The 17,123-nt window shown below is 40.1% G+C and carries 15 protein-coding genes and 9 tRNA genes; 3 read left to right on the forward strand and 21 right to left on the reverse strand.

The window, feature by feature from the left end; genetic code table 11:
- Nucleotides 1-60 precede the first annotated feature (60 nt).
- Nucleotides 61-813 (reverse strand): GTP cyclohydrolase II, encoded by a 753-nt coding sequence (locus COD92_RS24345; protein ID WP_098531880.1) that lies wholly within the window; start codon nt 811-813, stop codon nt 61-63.
- 309 nt (nt 814-1,122) lie between these two features.
- On the opposite strand from COD92_RS24345, the gene COD92_RS24350 reads away from it, so the two are divergent.
- Nucleotides 1,123-1,425, forward strand: coding sequence for a hypothetical protein (locus COD92_RS24350; RefSeq protein ID WP_098531881.1), 303 nt, complete (start codon nt 1,123-1,125; stop codon nt 1,423-1,425).
- Between the two features lie 68 nt (nt 1,426-1,493).
- Here the strand turns inward: COD92_RS24350 and COD92_RS24355 are convergent, their stop codons facing one another.
- Nucleotides 1,494-2,216 carry a DsbA family oxidoreductase gene (locus COD92_RS24355; protein WP_098531882.1) on the reverse strand — a complete coding sequence of 241 codons (723 nt, stop codon included), beginning with the start codon at nt 2,214-2,216 and terminating at the stop codon, nt 1,494-1,496.
- Nucleotides 2,217-2,402: 186 nt separating this feature from the next.
- On the opposite strand from COD92_RS24355, the gene COD92_RS24360 reads away from it, so the two are divergent.
- Entirely contained in the window at nt 2,403-2,804 is a 402-nt protein-coding gene (locus tag COD92_RS24360) for a hypothetical protein (protein WP_098531883.1), read from the forward strand.
- On the opposite strand, the gene COD92_RS24365 is transcribed toward COD92_RS24360, so the two are convergent.
- Nucleotides 2,760-3,062, reverse strand: coding sequence for a hypothetical protein (locus tag COD92_RS24365; RefSeq protein ID WP_098531884.1), 303 nt, complete (start codon nt 3,060-3,062; stop codon nt 2,760-2,762). The genes COD92_RS24360 and COD92_RS24365 overlap by 45 nt on opposite strands.
- 215 nt (nt 3,063-3,277) lie before the next feature.
- On the opposite strand from COD92_RS24365, the gene COD92_RS24370 reads away from it, so the two are divergent.
- On the forward strand, nt 3,278-3,994 hold the full coding sequence (locus COD92_RS24370) for a hypothetical protein (RefSeq protein ID WP_098531885.1): 717 nt from the start codon (nt 3,278-3,280) through the stop codon (nt 3,992-3,994).
- Nucleotides 3,995-4,107: 113 nt separating this feature from the next.
- On the opposite strand, the gene COD92_RS24375 is transcribed toward COD92_RS24370, so the two are convergent.
- From COD92_RS24375 to COD92_RS24460, 18 genes are all read right to left on the reverse strand, one after another.
- On the reverse strand, nt 4,108-4,830 hold the full coding sequence (locus COD92_RS24375; RefSeq protein ID WP_098531886.1) for a CBS domain-containing protein: 723 nt from the start codon (nt 4,828-4,830) through the stop codon (nt 4,108-4,110).
- Between the two features lie 83 nt (nt 4,831-4,913).
- Entirely contained in the window at nt 4,914-5,756 is an 843-nt protein-coding gene (locus COD92_RS24380; RefSeq protein ID WP_098531887.1) for a deoxyribonuclease IV, read from the reverse strand.
- Between the two features lie 93 nt (nt 5,757-5,849).
- Nucleotides 5,850-7,319: a D-alanyl-D-alanine carboxypeptidase/D-alanyl-D-alanine endopeptidase gene (gene dacB, locus COD92_RS24385; protein WP_255286741.1), complete on the reverse strand. Its 1,470-nt coding sequence runs from the start codon at nt 7,317-7,319 to the stop codon at nt 5,850-5,852.
- A gap of 155 nt (nt 7,320-7,474) precedes the next feature.
- The gene (locus COD92_RS24390) at nt 7,475-10,057 is read right to left on the reverse strand and encodes a DEAD/DEAH box helicase (protein ID WP_098531888.1); all 2,583 of its coding nucleotides are present in this window, start codon (nt 10,055-10,057) and stop codon (nt 7,475-7,477) included.
- 382 nt (nt 10,058-10,439) lie between these two features.
- Nucleotides 10,440-10,631 carry a YbxH family protein gene (locus COD92_RS24395; RefSeq protein WP_098531889.1) on the reverse strand — a complete coding sequence of 64 codons (192 nt, stop codon included), beginning with the start codon at nt 10,629-10,631 and terminating at the stop codon, nt 10,440-10,442.
- A gap of 265 nt (nt 10,632-10,896) precedes the next feature.
- Nucleotides 10,897-13,566: a pyruvate, phosphate dikinase gene (ppdK, locus tag COD92_RS24400; protein ID WP_098531890.1), complete on the reverse strand. Its 2,670-nt coding sequence runs from the start codon at nt 13,564-13,566 to the stop codon at nt 10,897-10,899.
- Between the two features lie 2 nt (nt 13,567-13,568).
- Entirely contained in the window at nt 13,569-14,384 is an 816-nt protein-coding gene (locus tag COD92_RS24405) for a pyruvate, water dikinase regulatory protein (RefSeq protein ID WP_098531897.1), read from the reverse strand.
- A 16-nt stretch (nt 14,385-14,400) separates the two neighbouring features.
- Entirely contained in the window at nt 14,401-15,057 is a 657-nt protein-coding gene (gene ccpN / locus COD92_RS24410) for a transcriptional regulator CcpN (RefSeq protein ID WP_098531891.1), read from the reverse strand.
- Between the two features lie 209 nt (nt 15,058-15,266).
- Nucleotides 15,267-16,076, reverse strand: coding sequence for an Fpg/Nei family DNA glycosylase (locus tag COD92_RS24415; protein WP_098531892.1), 810 nt, complete (start codon nt 16,074-16,076; stop codon nt 15,267-15,269).
- Between the two features lie 129 nt (nt 16,077-16,205).
- Nucleotides 16,206-16,279, reverse strand: a tRNA-Ile gene (locus COD92_RS24420).
- A gap of 15 nt (nt 16,280-16,294) precedes the next feature.
- A tRNA-Gly gene (locus COD92_RS24425) sits at nt 16,295-16,368 on the reverse strand.
- 20 nt (nt 16,369-16,388) lie between these two features.
- Nucleotides 16,389-16,473, reverse strand: a tRNA-Leu gene (locus COD92_RS24430).
- Between the two features lie 24 nt (nt 16,474-16,497).
- Nucleotides 16,498-16,571: transfer RNA gene (locus COD92_RS24435), tRNA-Trp, on the reverse strand.
- A 4-nt stretch (nt 16,572-16,575) separates the two neighbouring features.
- Nucleotides 16,576-16,660, reverse strand: a tRNA-Tyr gene (locus tag COD92_RS24440).
- A gap of 14 nt (nt 16,661-16,674) precedes the next feature.
- Nucleotides 16,675-16,767: transfer RNA gene (locus COD92_RS24445), tRNA-Ser, on the reverse strand.
- 28 nt (nt 16,768-16,795) lie between these two features.
- Nucleotides 16,796-16,872: transfer RNA gene (locus COD92_RS24450), tRNA-Met, on the reverse strand.
- 23 nt (nt 16,873-16,895) lie between these two features.
- Nucleotides 16,896-16,971 (reverse strand) — tRNA-Ala (locus COD92_RS24455).
- A 19-nt stretch (nt 16,972-16,990) separates the two neighbouring features.
- Nucleotides 16,991-17,067, reverse strand: a tRNA-Pro gene (locus COD92_RS24460).
- Nucleotides 17,068-17,123: the final 56 nt, after the last annotated feature.

The raw sequence follows: 17,123 nt of genomic DNA on the forward strand, positions 1-17,123 counted from the left end.
AAAAGGCTAATCTTTATCTATAGATTAGCCCTGCACATTTATTGCTCTAATAGTGAATTTTTAATCATTGCAACAAGTCCCATCATCGTTCAAATGACCAGACTTATTGATTTTGGTTTTCAAATACTTCTCATTGTATTCTGATATATCCCCCCATAGAGATTCTCTGCCTGAAACCTCTAAACCAGCATTCTTTAATGCTTGAAGCTTTTTAGGATTGTTCGTAATTAGAGTAACTGGTTTAGACCGTAATGCTTTAAGGACTCGAATCGCATCTCCATAATTCCTGGAGTCATCCACAAATCCAAGCGCTTCATTAGCCTCCACTGTGTCATATCCGTTCTCTTGCAGGATATAAGCCATTGCCTTACTGAATAAACCAATTCCCCTTCCTTCATGGTTCGCTAAGTAAAATAATGCTCCAATTCCGTGGTCCGCAATCATCTTCATGGATTGCTTTAATTGAAAGCCGCAATCACATCGCTTACTCCCAAAGATATCTCCTGTATGGCAAATGGAGTGAAAACGGATAATCGCATCATCACCATATTCAAAGTCCCCGTAAGCGAGGACGCTGGATTGCTGGAATTCGGCTAAATTGGCCGAAGATAATTTTTCAATGATTTTTTGAAAATCCTCTGTTACTTCATCACAATTTAGCCAACAATACCATTTAAAAACAACCGTTTCCCCATACAAATTTACCGGTAGACGGATGGGGCCTACCAAGTAAATGGCGCCTTTATCCGTTTTAATTAATTGAATTTTGTCTTCTAAGACCGAAATTACTTTTGAATTGAGAGTTTCTTTCACCGTTAAGCACTCCTTTTTAACATAGTGTTTTACTATAAGTGGATTGGCATTCTTGGAAGATTTCGCTAAGCTGATCGGCAAGTTTGAATTTTTTCTATAATTGAGTCATGGACTTACTTGAAGCTTTTAATGAATCATTAAATAACGTTGGTGTCAGGCACCATTTACACTATTGTCACCTTTTTTTCATATTGGTAGGCTTTTGTCCCAAACTTGGACAGCCTTCTATACGTAAATTGGTAAAAGAAGAGTGAAAGTTAGGCAGGTTATTGTTATTCTTTTTTCTAGTTTGTAAGGAGGTGGACAAATATGAGTGAATCTTCGACAGGAGGATTTCAAAATGAGGCAGAAGAGGTAAGAGGAGGAAACTTCTGGGATTTTATGTTAGGGTCCCATGTTCACCACCCCCAAGAGTCATCTTCAAGTAAAATATCCTCGGGGGATCATGGCTCAGACCAATTACCATCAAACCATTCATCAGTAAAACATGCAAATAACTGTCGAAACTCCCAATGGCAAAACTCTGTAAATGGGAAAACCCAGACAAAAATCTGTTGGGATGGCGGAAATATGTGGGAATATCGAGTTAGAAGAAGACCTATGGAAATATGATAATCCAATACAAATGGGAAAGGATCTAATGAGCCTTTCCCATTTGTATTATAACCTAATAACCCATCCTAGTCTTTTTCAGGAATAATACAGTTTCCATCCGCACAGCTGACATCCTGCTCGGTTGACAGATCCTGAAACATCGGTTTAGGTGCTTCTTCCTCCCAAACCTTTTGTAAGGCACCCTTGAATGTTTCCAGTGGTTGTGCGCCAGATATGGCATACTTTGAGTTAATGACAAAATACGGCACCCCGCCAATTTGGTATTGCTGGGCTATCGCCTCGTCAGCACGGACTTCATTGGCAAAAGCGGTTTTGTCCTGAAGGACATTTAATACCTCTTGACGGTTTAATCCTGAGGCTTCAGCAATGTCTGCCAATGTGTCAAAATCCCCAATATGTTTTGCCTCAGTAAAGTAAGCCTGCAATAAATTTTCAGAAACGACCGCAGCTTTCCCTTTCGTTTTAGCAAACTTCGCTAAGCGGTGGGCATCAAATGTATTGGTTGGCTTCATACCATCAAAATTATACGATAGACCGACAGTTGCGGCTTGGTTTCCAACATTTTGATTAGCTTGTTTTGCCTGTTCAACACTCATTCGATACTTATTAGCCAATACCTCATGAATACTTTCCCCATTATATGTAGGGGAATTCGGATCTAGTTCGAAGGCCTTGAATTCTACCTCAACCTGCTCTTTATGTGGAAATTGTTCTAACGCCAGTTCTAAGCGGCGTTTTCCAATATAACAAAACGGACAAACATAGTCAGACCAAACTTCAATTTTCATATCTACACCTCAATTTTCGTAGTGTTACGTTCATAGTATCATAAAGAAGGTCAAAACCAATACAATGTGCTCAGCGTGCTGCAGCATAAGAAAAACCTGAATTTATAGAAAACTAGTTGTTTTCACCTTTAAAAAAGGTAAAATTAACCAGGGTTATAATCATCATTAATGGAGGTGCCGTTCAAAATGAAATACATACTAAAAGGCATCATTGGCTTTATTATATTAGATTTATACTTCAAGCTCGTCCCTGTTCAGTTAGGAAACCCATATCTTCAATTTATTACTACCCTCCTTTTCTTCCCGCTTGCCTATTTGGTTTCAAAGTGGGTGGGATTGGGCGGGTTAAAAGGACTAGGCATCTTGTTCCATCAGGGTTGGAAGAAGAATTTTTCCCTAAGTTTTATCATTGGATTTAGTTTTTGGATGCTGATGTTTGGCATACAATTCTTTACGGGTGATTTGGTTTATGATGGTGCCAAGGGTCTGGGAGAAATTCTCATGCCTGTTTTAGAGGTATTTGTGGGCTATTTTGTCGGGTCTCTAATAAATGATATAGTAGTAATTAAGCTTTCCTTGTTCCTTTAAATCCTTTAACAGCATGTAAGTAAAATGCAGTCCAACTGTATAATCCAAACGGGTAAACGGCTTCACAGTATTGAGTTCTAAAATAGTTTGAGCAAGATCATGAACCGTTTTATACTTCAGATTAATAGCCTGTAAGCCTTCCTTTACGAAGGCCTCGTTGATTTGTTCGACGATCGCATAAGAATCGACGATCACTATTTTTTCTTGTAAAGGAAATTTCGAACAAATTTCACTGATCTCTTTTACGAAGGTATACATTCAACCACTCCGATCATTTACCTCATGGGAAGCTATGGGCCCCTTCTGTTTTAGTCAATTCTTATCCATTATCTCATGATTTCTTCCAATAGAATCACAATTTTTGGAAAAACTATAAAAGAGATAGTGTTTTCCTCCATAAAAGAAAATATAAACATAAATAGTTGATGGTTGGAAATAATAACCCCGATAACCTTGAGAGGATGGGATGTTTGATGTCGTTAGAATGGTTTGACAGAGTATGTGCTGAATTGCAAGATCACCTAGAGTCTATTTGTGAAGAATATGATCAAGTTGGTCAAATGACCATTGAAAGAGCTGCCAAACATCCAAGGATTGAGTTCTTTGTAGACACTGCAGATGTTGATACAGAAGAGCTCGATCGTGATTTTTTCTGCACACTTTTCTTTGATCCGCAGAATGAAGAGTTTTACGTCGATAGCTTCGATGTTGACAGCGGACACACGGCGAAAATCATCCTTTCAGATATTGAGGAGATTATCGATGAAGTGCATGCAAGCCTCCATGACTACATCAATGGCGATGACCATTATACTGATGATGGGGTATATCTTCAGTCAGTGGAAGTATTTGATGAGGAAGACTGCGAGACCGCTGAAGACGACATAGACGAAGAATATTATGAAGCGGAACAAATTAATGAAGATGATATTTTTGAGGAAATTGATGTTGACTGGTCCACACCTGAAGTGACTGCTTTCAAGCACGAAGATGAAGTGGAGGTAACTTATCAGTTTGGCGTTGTGCAGGAAACTGGTGATGGGGTGCTAAAACGAGTTAACCGTATTTGGACCACTGATGATGAATTGATCAAGGACGAGTCCCACTTTATTTTTAGCAAAGAAGAAGCGTCTACGATAATTGCCATGATTGCCAGCCACATGGACCAATTAAGCGAGTTTGACTTTTAATTAAAATAACCTAAAACGCATGGTGATTTGCCATGCGTTTTTTTATCGTTAAACCATATAGAAAGGGCTTGGGGTTGGTCGTCTCTAAATAATGGACTTCCGCCTTCTCGAGTTTAATCAATTGTATAATCAATTTGAATCAGATCCCAGGCAGTGATGATCCCTAAGGGAACTTCATCTATTTTCCCGTTTTCAGTAATAATCACGCCTTCGATTTTACGTTTCTTTTTATGGGCTTTTTCAAAAATATTTTCTATTTCAAAAATATTCAAATCTTTCGCAACAATCTCAAGCGAATGTTCTTTTTCAAACTCCATGATGTCAGCAACAAGAATATTTGATAGATTTACCATGCCGTTTTCCATATTTTGCACCATCCATTTCATGATGGCGCCAGCAGTCAAAAGGCCGATACAATTATTATTTTTATAGATTGGGAATTTAGAATAACCGTAATTCTTAATCGCATCCGTCACATGTAAGATGCTGTCCTGATGGTCAAAATAAACAACCTTTTTGGTGGCAATGCTTAGGGCGTAATTAGGGCGGTTTAACACATCGGCAATTTTTTCAATATGATGAACAACCTTGGCATTCGGCTCAGCAATATAAAATCCCACCTCCATTTTTTCATGGACGATCGCATTTCTCAGCCTCGCATATTGCTCTAAATCTTTTTTAAACGTATCAATAATTTGATATTTTTTTGCCCCAACTTTCACTAATACTACGAATCTCTCATCATTTATTTGAACGATATCCCTTAAGGCATCATGAACCTGATTGAAGGCTACCTCAAAACGCTCCGACAAAAGTTGTCCCTGCTTTTTATTCATATTTCCCTACTCCCTCAATACAAAGACTATTTTATATATTCATTATTTAAATAGTAAAATTAATACTTAAAATTTTCAAGAAACTACTTTTCCCATTTTTGTTTCAGCATTTTGATTTCCTCTCTGTGGCTAACCCCCTCATCATCAGGTGTCTCTAAAATTAACGGGATTCCTGCCAAAACGGGGGTTTTAACAAGTTCTTTCAACTGTTCCGCGTTGATATATCCATTGCTGCTATTAAAAATATTGGCATGACGGTCCTTCTTGGAGCCTGTTGGATATTTGGAATTATTCAAGTGGATTGCTTTTATATGTTCCCAATATCCTAAGCTTTCACCCTTTTCGATTAACTCCTCGGTATTTTCCCCATTCCAAAGACCACTTGCATACGCATGACAAGTGTCCAAGCAAAAGCCTATTTTCTCAGGATACTCACATAAATTTCGAATCTGGACGAGTTCTTCGATGGTTGTGCCAAGTGCTCCTTTTGTACCGGCATTATTTTCTAAGAGAATTAAAGAGCTGCCGTTCCACTTGCTAAGAACACTGTTAAGTATGTCTAACATTAAATGATAACTGGCAAGCGGGTCTGTTTTACTGATTTGACTGCCGTAATGGACAACTACCCCAATCGAACCGCAGGCGTCCGTAATTTCTAAATCATTATGAAGAGAGGCAATGGTTAGATCATGCTTGTCTTTTGAGGGGGTGATACTCGTGGAATACGGTGTATGGGCAACTGAAAAAAGCTGATGTTCTAGACAAAAATCCTTACAGCTTTTCGCATCTTCTTGATCGAAATCCTTGATTGTTAGACTTCTTGGGTTTTTCGGAAAATATTGAAAAGCGGATGCCTTATTAGCAACCGCTCTTTTTGCAGCACCTAGATATCCATCTCTAATGCTAACATGACTGCCGAAAATCATAAGTTATTCCCTTCCCATCCGTACACTATAATAAGGGATATTTTTTGCATCAGCTGCGTTTTCTATACGACAGTAGTTTATTGATTTTATAAATTATTGATTAGCTAAAATAGTCACTAGGGCATCCTCAATTTTTTTCCCTTTCGTTTCATCCAGCATGTTATTTAACAGGATGGAAAATATCATGATTTGCCCACTTTTCGTATTCACATATCCAGATAAGGAAGTAACGGTTGAAATGGTACCTGTCTTTGCTTTTACCTTTCCTGCCGTACTCGGACCCTTCATGCGTTTTCTTAACGAACCACCAACCATTTTTTCAGGATTACCTGCGACTGGAAGTGCATGTAAATAGACTGGAAACCATTTTTCCTTCTGGACTGAAAATAAAGCTAAAGAAAGTTGATTGGCGGGAATACAATCAACGTGTGAGATTCCGGACCCATCCCTTATCACCATCGTATTAGGGTTTATCCCTAACTCTGCCACTTCTGATTTCAAAACCGCTAACCCCTTTTCCCAGCTGCCTTCTCCTTCTTTCACCATGCCCATTTCCTTGATTAACATTTCGGCGTGGACATTATTACTGAGTTTCATAAATGGAACAAGCAATTCCGATAAAGGCATAGATTGATGTTTGGTTAATAGTTTTGCCTGTTCAGGGACTGTACCTGTTTTAATTTTTCCTGTAACAGTAATCCCATGATCAGCTAATGCTTGTCTAAAAAGAGTTGCCGCAAAACGGGTTGGCTCCCAAACCCCAATCCATTCCTTTACTTCTTTAGCTTTGAGTGGAAGAGTTCCTTCGATTGTTACTGTATTTTTCGAATGTTCCCGTTCAATCTTAATCTTTTTTTTTCCATCTTCAGCCAGTGTTACGGTTCGGTTAATAATTTTTACGTAATTGCTTTGCGGGGTAACCGCTACTTTAGCCTTTTCGCCGATTTTCGATCCGGGTTTCACCTTTACCTTAATGGAGCCTGAGTCGTAGTCTTTTGTTGGAGAGACCGTTAGAGCGGAAATTTGGGCACCGTAGTAGGTTGATTCGTCACTCCATGGCATATCGAGTGAATAGCGAACATGATCGTAACGGGAATCATCAGCTACCAAATTTCCTTCTATTTTTTTTACACCGAGTTTTTCAATCGCCATTGCCATATTCTCAAAATCATCTTTAAGTAATGTGGGGTCGCCATTTCCTTTTAAATAGAGATTCCCTTGAATGGTTTTCTTGATTTCATTTGCATCTGTCTGTACTTCTGTGGCAAAGGTATAGTTTTCACCCAGTACCTTGAGAGCTGCTGCGGCTGTCAATAGTTTCATGTTAGAAGCAGGCCGTAGGCGGACATCACCTTGGTAATCATATAGGATTGCACCGTTTTCGGCAGACCTGACACTTATTCCGGCAATGGCCCCTTGTAAGGCCGGATCTTTCATAATGATTTGATTAAGTTGCTGAGACATATCTCCATAACCAGACATTGCCTTCACCTGTGTGTAGGGGGTTATGGAAATAACCATCGTTGTTAATATAATCACAGTATTTTTAACTAATCTAATCAAACCAAGTTCCAGCCTTCCTTTTTCTTATGAGTGTATCCCTTTCTTTACAGATTATTACAAATTAAACCCGAGCTCAAAAAGAACTCAGGTTCATCGCCCTATACTGATTAATTTAGCGTCTGGTTATTTCCTTAATTCACAGTCCATTTACGTTGTCATGATTTAATGTCATCACCATATCGATATCGTTTATACTTGGCGGCATGACAAGCATCACAGGTTGGAAAGCTATGATCCCATGGCAGCTTTTTACCGCAGGTTTTACACTTTTTAACAAACTTTCTTATATCCGTTTTAAGCCGATCTTGGACCCGGTCACTCACTTCCTCACGAAGACGTTCCCAATAAATCGCTTCTGTTCGCTGACCTAACCTATATAAGAATAACAAGTGCAGCCCAATCGCTTTATAGCTTAATTCCAAATCTTCCAAGCTTCTCTCCCTTACACCTGGCTCCGGAAGCTCTCTTCCTTCAATGAGGGCGTACATTGTATCTTCCCATTGTCTGGTTAACAAAGATTCATTTTTTGAAAAAGGCAGGTGTAAAAATCCATATAAGTCCATTAAGGAAAGCCGTGCTTCCACTTCAGTCCCCGCAATCAAATGATATAGAGACTTTTCTTCTGACAATGAGGCCTTTTTCGTTCCCTTTGGACTTTCAAATTTATCCCATAGTTCAAAAAATGTTCCCAAGTCATGATAATAACGTTGAAAGCGTTCAAAAACAGAATTGGTTGGAGCAATGGCAAAGGTATGAACCGGTTCATCTTCTTGCTCCAGTAAATTTCGCATTTTCTTAATATCACTCGTGAAAGCGACTTTACCGACATCATAAATCCCTTTCCGACCAGCACGACCGGCAATTTGCTTTACTTCTTGTGAGGTTAACAGCCTTCTTCTTGTGCCATCAAACTTGTCATTTTCCAGAAAAACAATTCGGCGGATTGGCAGGTTTAATCCCATTCCTATCGCATCTGTCGCGACAATCACCTTGGTCTTTCCTGTATTAAACTGCTCAATCTGTTTTTTCCTCGTTTCTGGAGGCATACTCCCGTAAATCATGCTGACGGAATGGCCATCATTTTGCAGCCTTGAGGCCGTTTCAAGCACGCGTCTTCTTGAAAAACAGATCAGGGCATCACCTTTTTTAACGTGTTTGATGTTAAACTCTTTCTTTTCCACTTCCAGCGGTGTGTCGCGGTTATATTCGTGAATTTCAATATTAGCATCACCTAATAACTGCAGTACCATGGTCTTGGCATTGCGGCTGCCAATGATATGGACCTCCGCTGCATTTGCCTTGGTGATCGCTTTATACCAGGCAAAACCGCGGTCCTTGTCGGTTAACATTTGAGCTTCGTCAATAACCACAACCTCGTAATACTCCTTTTCATGAAACATTTCGACGGTACAAGAGATGTGCTCGGCACCGGCAACAATTTTTTCTTCTTCTCCTGTTTTTAATGAACAAAGTATTCCTTCGGCATTTAATTTGTCATAAACCTCGAGCGCTAATAAGCGAAGCGGTGCTAAATATAAACCATTGGCCGCCTCCTTCATTTTTTCAAGCGCATGATGGGTTTTTCCGGTATTAGTTTCGCCAATATGCAGAACATAGCGGACATTCCTCCTTAACGAAGGGTCATACTCTTCCCCGAAGATATCCCGCATCATCCGTTCTTCTGCCTCTTTTTTGCGCTGCAATTCTTCCTGCTCCGCTTTTTTCTTTACTTCCCGTTCCTGATAATCCTTCTCAAAAATTTCCCAATGAATCTTCTCGTCGAACGGAATCTCTGCTACTTTTAATAAATCTGTAAGATATTCCTGCTGAATATCTTCAATAAAATAACTCTCTACATCGTATAAAGGCTGTGCGATGCTTCCTTTAACAAAGGATGCTGATAATTTTTCATGAAAGGTTTCATAAAAATCTTCCTTAAGTTCCTCCGGAAGTTGTTCCAGTACTTTCTGTGGTATTAGGTCTGATAAATAATCGGAAATGAGGCTTTCATAGACAAAAAAATACGTTTGATATTCATAAAAGCTCCTTCCCCAATGCAAGGTTTTATGAATATCACCTGTTAGCTCCTCAAAAAAGGTGGCAACTGTTGTATAGGAAGACGGATTAAATGCACCCTGGTCGACCAATTTTTCTTCAAGGGCAAAGGTATCAACCGATTGGAACTTTACATTATTTTTTATGTCAGCATCGAGCTGTTTGGCTGCAAAGTATCGAACATATAAATAAAAGAGCTCGTATTGATCTTCCAAGATACCAACCGCTACATCCTCTATTTCCGTCTGAATCGAGTGCTTCCGAGCTTCTAGTTTTTTCTGCTCCTCCCGCTTTACGAAGTTCTCCTTGGCAACATGATAGCGGTGAGTCCACTTTTCCTTCTGACCTTCAAATTGTTCTAGAAGCCATTCCATAGCATTAAAGGGTAAATAGGTTCTCATTTCATCACGAAAAAGTTTATTGAGGAGCTTCCGATCAATACCTTGAACTTCAAATCCTTGTTCACTTAAAAATTGCTTTTTTTCGTTCTTAGGCACATCGTTTGTTACTTTGTTCAACCAGACATTTACCCATATTTGCTCACTATAATGACCACGATCAGCTAAATACTGTTCGAAAGATGGCAGAGACTCTTTGGTTTCAAGGTATCGATCGATATCTTCATAGATTTTCACTTTTGTCTGTTCAATCGCTTGAGGGTAAATAGATGTTAATTTATTCATTCTCATCCCTCCTAGAAAATTTGATTTTCCTTTTTTCTCAAAGTTATGTATAATGTGAGTATAGATTATCGTATAGTAAAAAAGACCGAGCATGACGACAAATATGGCTCGGTCATGCAATAGCTGCTTTCCTTTTTGGGGATCGGCGTTATGGACCATAATCCACCGCTTCTGCTTGCCGGCTCAAGGGTGGATTATTTTTTTTTGTGGAAGGACAGAATCGTGACAATGAGACTAGCAAACGATAAGCTAAACATCAATGCCTGAAAAACTGTCAAAAGCATCACCCCCTTTCTATTAGGAGATGTGCCGTCCACCCTTGAGAAAACTATGCTATTGCATGTTCATTATAGCATTAATCAAATTATCGAACAAGCGTTCTTTAAATATTATGTTTATTACAATATGCATCCACTAATTCCTCGATTTGATCCAGTTCAGGATATTTTCCGGAAAACTGAAATTGGATTTCTTCAATAAAGCTCTCTCGATTATACACATGAATCGCTCCATTTTGTTGGATGACACTATATTCTGGTACAAATCGGTATCCACTTCGTTCAATTGCCCCCATCAATAGACCCCTTTTTCATTTTTTATTATAGTATAAGCGGAAAATGTGGAGATTATCATGTTTAGAAATAGTTATGTTTTGGCGATTGGCTCATTTTAGGAGAGTATTGGCTTTCTTTCTGAGTTTTATGGCTGATTTTCAACCGGCTTTGGCTCATTTTTGTTTATTATTGGCTCATTTTTTGACAGTTATGGCTGTTTTTACATTTTATTCCAATTCAACAAAAAAAAAGAAAAGGATGCTCACATCCTTTTCCAATGTTTATTTAGGCAGTTGTATAAACCTCTTCTTTGTTTAATTCATGACGAATGGTTGCCTGTGCGGCAGCTAAGCGGGCAAGCGGCACACGATATGGCGAGCAGCTAACATAATCTAGACCCGTTCTGTAACAGAAATCAATCGAACTTTTCTCTCCGCCATGCTCTCCGCATATCCCTGTTTTTAAGGACGGTTTGGTCGCACGGCCAAGCTTCACACCTGTTTCGACCAATTTGCCAACCCCATCTTGATCAAGTACAGCAAATGGATTATCCGGCAGTACTTTAGTTTCAATATACGCTTGTAGGAATTTGCCTTCTGCATCATCACGGCTGTATCCAAACGTGGTTTGCGTTAAATCATTGGTTCCGAAAGAGAAGAAGTCTGCTTCCTCTGCAATTTGATCCGCAGTTAGGGCGGCACGAGGAATTTCAATCATCGTACCAATTGTATAATTAAAACTCTTACCGGTTTCTTGCTGAACAACGACTGCAGCATCAATCACTAATTGACGCATTTGCTTTAACTCGTTTACATGACCAACTAGTGGTATCATAATTTCAGGCCGCACTTCCATCCCTTTTTCAGCTAATTTTGCTGCAGCATAAAAGATGGCTTTTGCCTGCATTTCATAAATTTCAGGATAGATCATTCCAAGACGGCAGCCGCGGTGGCCGAGCATTGGATTAAATTCATCTAATTGACGCACCTTTTTAAGCAATTGTTCTTTCTTCTTTAAGTCTGCTGATTGAGGATCTGTCAATTGAAGCTTTGTCACTTCTACTAACAGTTCCTCTTTATCTGGTAAAAATTCATGAAGGGGCGGATCTAGTAAACGAATGGTTACCGGGAAACCTTGCATGGCTTCAAATATCCCTTCAAAATCGCCTTGCTGCATTGGTAACAATTGGCCTAATGCATCCATTCTTTCATTGTAATTTTCCGCTAAAATCATTTTTTGGACGATAGGAATCCGCTTCAAATCCATAAACATATGCTCCGTACGGCATAGGCCAATACCGCCAGCACCAAATTCAAAGGATTTCTTTGCATCTTCCGGATTATCTGCATTCGCACGAACCCCAATTTTCCGCTCTTGGTCAGCCCAAGCTAAAAGGAGTTGGAATTCATCTGAAAGTTCTGGGTCAATCATCGGTATTTCACCAAGCATAATTTCCCCTGTGGAACCATCGATGGTAATAATATCACCATAATTTACTACCGTTTCTCCTATGGTAAATTGTTTTGCTCGTAAATCGATTTTTAACGACTCACATCCACAGATACAAGCTTTCCCCATTCCGCGTGCAACAACTGCAGCGTGGCTGGTCATTCCTCCACGGCTAGTTAAGATCGCTTGCGCGGCGACGATACCGTGAATATCGTCAGGCGTTGTTTCAGGTCTAACGAGGATCACTTTTCTTCCATCGTTTCCTAAACTTTCGGCTTCATCTGCGTCGAATACTACCTGACCTGTCGCTGCTCCCGGTGATGCCGGCAATCCCTTAGCTAAAATATTTTTTTCAAATTTGTCATCAATCCGGCGGTGGAGTAGTTGATTCAATTGGTCAGGGTCTACGCGCAACAAGGCCGTCTTTTTATCAATAATTCCTTCTTGAACCATCTCAACAGCAATTCGAATCGCTGCTTGCGCTGTTCGTTTCCCATTACGGGTTTGAAGGATGAAGAGCTTTCCGCGTTCTACCGTGAATTCGATGTCTTGCATTTCCTGATAATGTTGTTCAAGAATTTTACATGTATCCGTAAATTGCTTAAATACTACTGGCATTTCTTCCTTTAATGTTGCGATGGGCTGTGGTGTCCGAATACCAGCAACAACATCTTCTCCTTGAGCGTTTATTAAGTATTCTCCGTAAAGGACATGCTCGCCTGTTGAAGGATTTCGTGTAAAAGCAACACCAGTCCCAGAATCATTGCCCATATTGCCAAACACCATACTTTGAATATTAACGGCTGTTCCAAGGTGGTCTGGGATTTTATTCAGGCGGCGGTAGACGATGGCGCGCTGATTATTCCATGAATTAAAGACAGCGTTAATCGCAAGAAAAAGCTGTTGTTTTGGGTCCTGTGGGAAATTTTTTCTTGTATGCTTTTTGACAATGGCTTTATAGCCACTAATCACTTCCTGCCAATCTTCTGCAGACATTTCTGGATCTGTACTATACCCTTTCTCTTCACGTGTTTCTTCTAGGTATTGCTCGAAATAAAATGTATCAATTTCTAACACTACATTACTAAACATCTGAATGAAACGGCGGTAGGAATCATAAGCAAAACGAGGATTATTGGTTAGTGTTGCTAAACCAGCTACCGTTTCGTCGTTCATTCCGAGGTTTAAGATAGTGTCCATCATACCCGGCATGGAAAAAACAGAGCCAGATCGGACTGAAACTAATAGAGGGTTTTCTGAGTCACCCAGTTTTTTTCCCATTTTTTCCTCTAAGCGGCTAAGTGCTTCTAGTGTTTGTTGCTCCACTTCTATTGGAATGGATTTGCTAGATTCGTAGTAAGCATTACAGGCCTGGGTCGTTATGGTAAAACCAAATGGCACTGGCAGGCCAATTCTAGTCATTTCTGCAAGATTTGCCCCTTTACCCCCAAGTATATCTCTCATATTTCCGTTTCCCTCATGAAATAAGTAAACAAATTTCTTCATCTCTAAAAGCTCCTCTCTTTTTTTAATATATCTAGTATTAAGCCTGCTGTTTCTTCTACTGCTTTACTTGAGACATCAATGACAGGGCATCCTACCCGCTTCATGATTTTTTCTGCATGGTCTAGTTCCTTGAGTATTCTCTCAAAGCTGGCATAGTTAGCACGTGAAGCTAACCCCAACGCTCTCAAACGTTCTTTGCGGATTTCATTTAACTTATCTGGTGAAATAATAAGCCCAATGCAATTCTTCCTTGGTATTTGAAATAACTCCTCCGGCGGCTGGACTTCGGGGACGAGCGGAACATTGGCCACCTTAAACCGCTTGTGCGCCAGATACATCGATAGCGGTGTTTTGGAGGTGCGCGACACTCCTATCAGGACGATATCTGCCTTTGTTATGCCTCTTGGGTCACGGCCATCATCGTACTTAACGGCAAATTCAATCGCTTCTATTTTTCGAAAGTATTCCTCATCAAGTTTTCTCATTAGTCCTGGCCGGTGATGAGGTTCCTTATTAAATTTGGTTTCGAAAGCATTCATCAATGGACTTAGCAGATCAACTGCCATGATGCCTTCTTCAGCTGCACGGCGGTCTAAATAATCTTTTAAGGTTGGTATTACAATTGTATAAGCAATTATTGAATTAGCCTTAATCGCTAATAGAATGACATCCTCTATATCTTCAAAATCTTCCACGTAGGAATTACGACGAATATCAACTTGGCCCCCATTAAATTGGGTTGCAACTGCTTTTACAACAAACCCAGCCGTTTCCCCAACTGAGTCGGAAACCACATAGACCACTTCTTTTTCTGCCAAAATTACTGCCACTCCCTTAGTCTGATTTTTCATCCATCATTTCTAAATATGCCCGTGTGATCGTTGTTTTCGTAATTCGCCCCACTAGCAAATATGTATTCTTTTGTTCGTCGGCTTCTCGCACAACAGGAAGCGAATCAATATGATTTTGGATCATTTTTTTTGCTGCCTCGAGTAAGGTTTCTTCCGGATATATGGTGATAATATTTGGCATTCTCGTCATAATGACGCTGACTGGTAACTCCGAAAGATTTTGATTACCTAATGATGCTCTGAGCAAATCCTTTCTAGAAATGACCCCAGCTAGATGCCCCTCAGAATCAACCGCGTAAAGTGTACCGACATCCTCTAAAAATAATTGGACAATGGCATCGTATACGGAGGTTGATTTACCAACTACAATAGGGTGCGCTTTATAATTATTGACACTATGATGCAGGACTCTCTCCGCTTGGCGCTTAACCTTAAATTTGTCATTATAAAAATAACCGACACGCGGCCTTGCATCGATATTGCCTGACATGGTCAAGATGGCTAGGTCCGGTCTTAACGCTGCTCTTGATAAGGACAACTTGTCAGCAATCTCTTTTCCTGTGATTGGTCCATTTTGTTTTACAATCTCCAAGATTTCGTCCTGACGCTTTGAAAGTTTTATCTTTACCACCCCCTTTATCCTATTAACATGATATAATATATGTAATTACTTTAAATGTGTTATACTTATTTTTATTTAGTATATAACATTTAAGTGTAAAGGGAAATAGGTATTTGTTAAAAAAAACACAATTACACCATTGACGCCAAAATAAAAAAGGCACAAGCGATTATAAGTTAAATCGTTTGTGCCTTTTTTTGTGTATTCCTAAATACGATGAGGAGTTCTCACCTCTGGCAATTAGGACAATAATAAATTTTTATGGAGGAAATCACCTCAATTACAATTGTTGCGCCACACCGATAGCATGGTTGACCTTCGCGGTCATAAACCTGGCAAAGATTATTAAACCCACCGGTTAACGTGTCTCCCTTAAAGATTGGATTATCCATATACCCGCCGTGCTTAATCCCATCTTGAAGAACATTTTTCATTGAATCATAAAGTCTGCTTCGGTCACTATCATTAATGTCGTCAATATCCTTGGTCGGTTTGATCCCAGCCTGAAAGCATATTTCTGCAGAGTAGCAATTCCCGATACCAGCAATAAATGATTGATTGAGTAAAGTAGTTTTTAAACGGCCATGTTTTGAAGCTATTCTTTTTAAAAATTCATTTACGGTAAATTCCGGATTCAATGGCTCTGGCCCTAAGTCCGACAGCTTTTCCTCTGTTTGAGGTTGATTATATAGATGCAAATATCCTAACCGTAGACCTATAAAATAAAGATGATCTTGTCCAAATGATAATCGGACCTGTATTGTTCTGTTTGGTTTTTCCGATTCAGTGCCGAAAAACATCCATCCACCCAACATTAAGTGTAATAAAAGTGTTTGCTCATTTTTCAGCTGGAATAGGAGATGCTTTCCTCGACGTTTGATATCGATGATTTGCTGGTGCTGAACCGTTTTTTTGAAGAGGTCAGGATTGATATTAATGGATTTCTCACGGTTTATTTGAACATCTGTTACAACTTGATTCGCAATTTTGTCTTTTAACAGGTTTTTATAGTTCTCCATTTCAGGAAGCTCAGGCATATCGGTCTCCTCCCAGAATCCATTTTCTTAGTATCGTTCCCCATAACAAAAAAGAAAATGAAATATACATGTTTAAAGACACAAAAAAACCGAACAGCATCCTGTTCGGTAAGATTCAATCATTTTTAATGGGCCTAAATGGACTCGAACCATCGACCTCACGCTTATCAGGCGTGCGCTCTAACCAGCTGAGCTATAGGCCCATAATTTAAAATTTATGGAGCGGGTGATGGGAATCGAACCCACTACATCAGCTTGGAAGGCTGAGGTTTTACCAGTAAACTACACCCGCATTAGAATAAATATTCTAGTTGGTACCGATGGTCGGGGTCGAACCGACACTCCTCACGGAACACGATTTTGAGTCGTGCGCGTCTGCCAATTCCGCCACATCGGCATGTGTTAATAATCAAAAAAATTATGGCAGGGGCAGTAGGAATCGAACCCACACTGAAGGTTTTGGAGACCTTAGTTCTACCTTTAAACTATGCCCCTAAAGTGGTGGAGGGGGACGGATTCGAACCGCCGAACCCTGAGGGAGCGGATTTACAGTCCGCCGCGTTTAGCCACTTCGCTACCCCTCCAATGAATATAAAAATGGCGGAGGAAGAGGGATTCGAACCCCCGCGCGGTTTAACCCGCCTGTCGGTTTTCAAGACCGATCCCTTCAGCCGGACTTGGGTATTCCTCCATTTTTAATAAAACCATATTTATACTAATGGTAGCGGCGGAGGGGATCGAACCCCCGACCTTACGGGTATGAACCGTACGCTCTAGCCAGCTGAGCTACACCGCCATTATATTATTTTAATAAGTAATTGGTGGAGTCTAGGGGGATCGAACCCCTGACCTCCTGCGTGCAAAGCAGGCGCTCTCCCAGCTGAGCTAAGACCCCATTTTGTATTAGAACTTTATGGTCGGGAAGACAGGATTCGAACCTGCGACCCCTTGGTCCCAAACCAAGTGCTCTACCAAGCTGAGCTACTTCCCGAAATATGAAAGTTATTTTGCTTTCACAATAACTTTGATGCCGAGGACCGGAATCGA

This window comes from Bacillus sp. AFS037270 (assembly GCF_002585305.1).

Excerpts from the sequence above, each read along its gene's own strand:
- COD92_RS24350 (WP_098531881.1), top strand. The coding sequence starts at position 1,123 with ATGAGTGAATCTTCGACAGGAGGATTTCAAAATGAGGCAGAAGAGGTA.
- COD92_RS24360 (WP_098531883.1), top strand. The coding sequence starts at position 2,403 with ATGAAATACATACTAAAAGGCATCATTGGCTTTATTATATTAGATTTA.
- COD92_RS24395 (WP_098531889.1), bottom strand. The coding sequence starts at position 10,631 with ATGGGGGCAATTGAACGAAGTGGATACCGATTTGTACCAGAATATAGT.
- COD92_RS24365 (WP_098531884.1), bottom strand. The coding sequence starts at position 3,062 with ATGTATACCTTCGTAAAAGAGATCAGTGAAATTTGTTCGAAATTTCCT.
- COD92_RS24415 (WP_098531892.1), bottom strand. The coding sequence starts at position 16,076 with ATGCCTGAGCTTCCTGAAATGGAGAACTATAAAAACCTGTTAAAAGAC.
- COD92_RS24380 (WP_098531887.1), bottom strand. The coding sequence starts at position 5,756 with ATGATTTTCGGCAGTCATGTTAGCATTAGAGATGGATATCTAGGTGCT.
- COD92_RS24355 (WP_098531882.1), bottom strand. The coding sequence starts at position 2,216 with ATGAAAATTGAAGTTTGGTCTGACTATGTTTGTCCGTTTTGTTATATT.
- COD92_RS24375 (WP_098531886.1), bottom strand. The coding sequence starts at position 4,830 with ATGAATAAAAAGCAGGGACAACTTTTGTCGGAGCGTTTTGAGGTAGCC.
- ppdK (WP_098531890.1), bottom strand. The coding sequence starts at position 13,566 with ATGAAGAAATTTGTTTACTTATTTCATGAGGGAAACGGAAATATGAGA.
- COD92_RS24370 (WP_098531885.1), top strand. The coding sequence starts at position 3,278 with ATGTCGTTAGAATGGTTTGACAGAGTATGTGCTGAATTGCAAGATCAC.
- COD92_RS24390 (WP_098531888.1), bottom strand. The coding sequence starts at position 10,057 with ATGAATAAATTAACATCTATTTACCCTCAAGCGATTGAACAGACAAAA.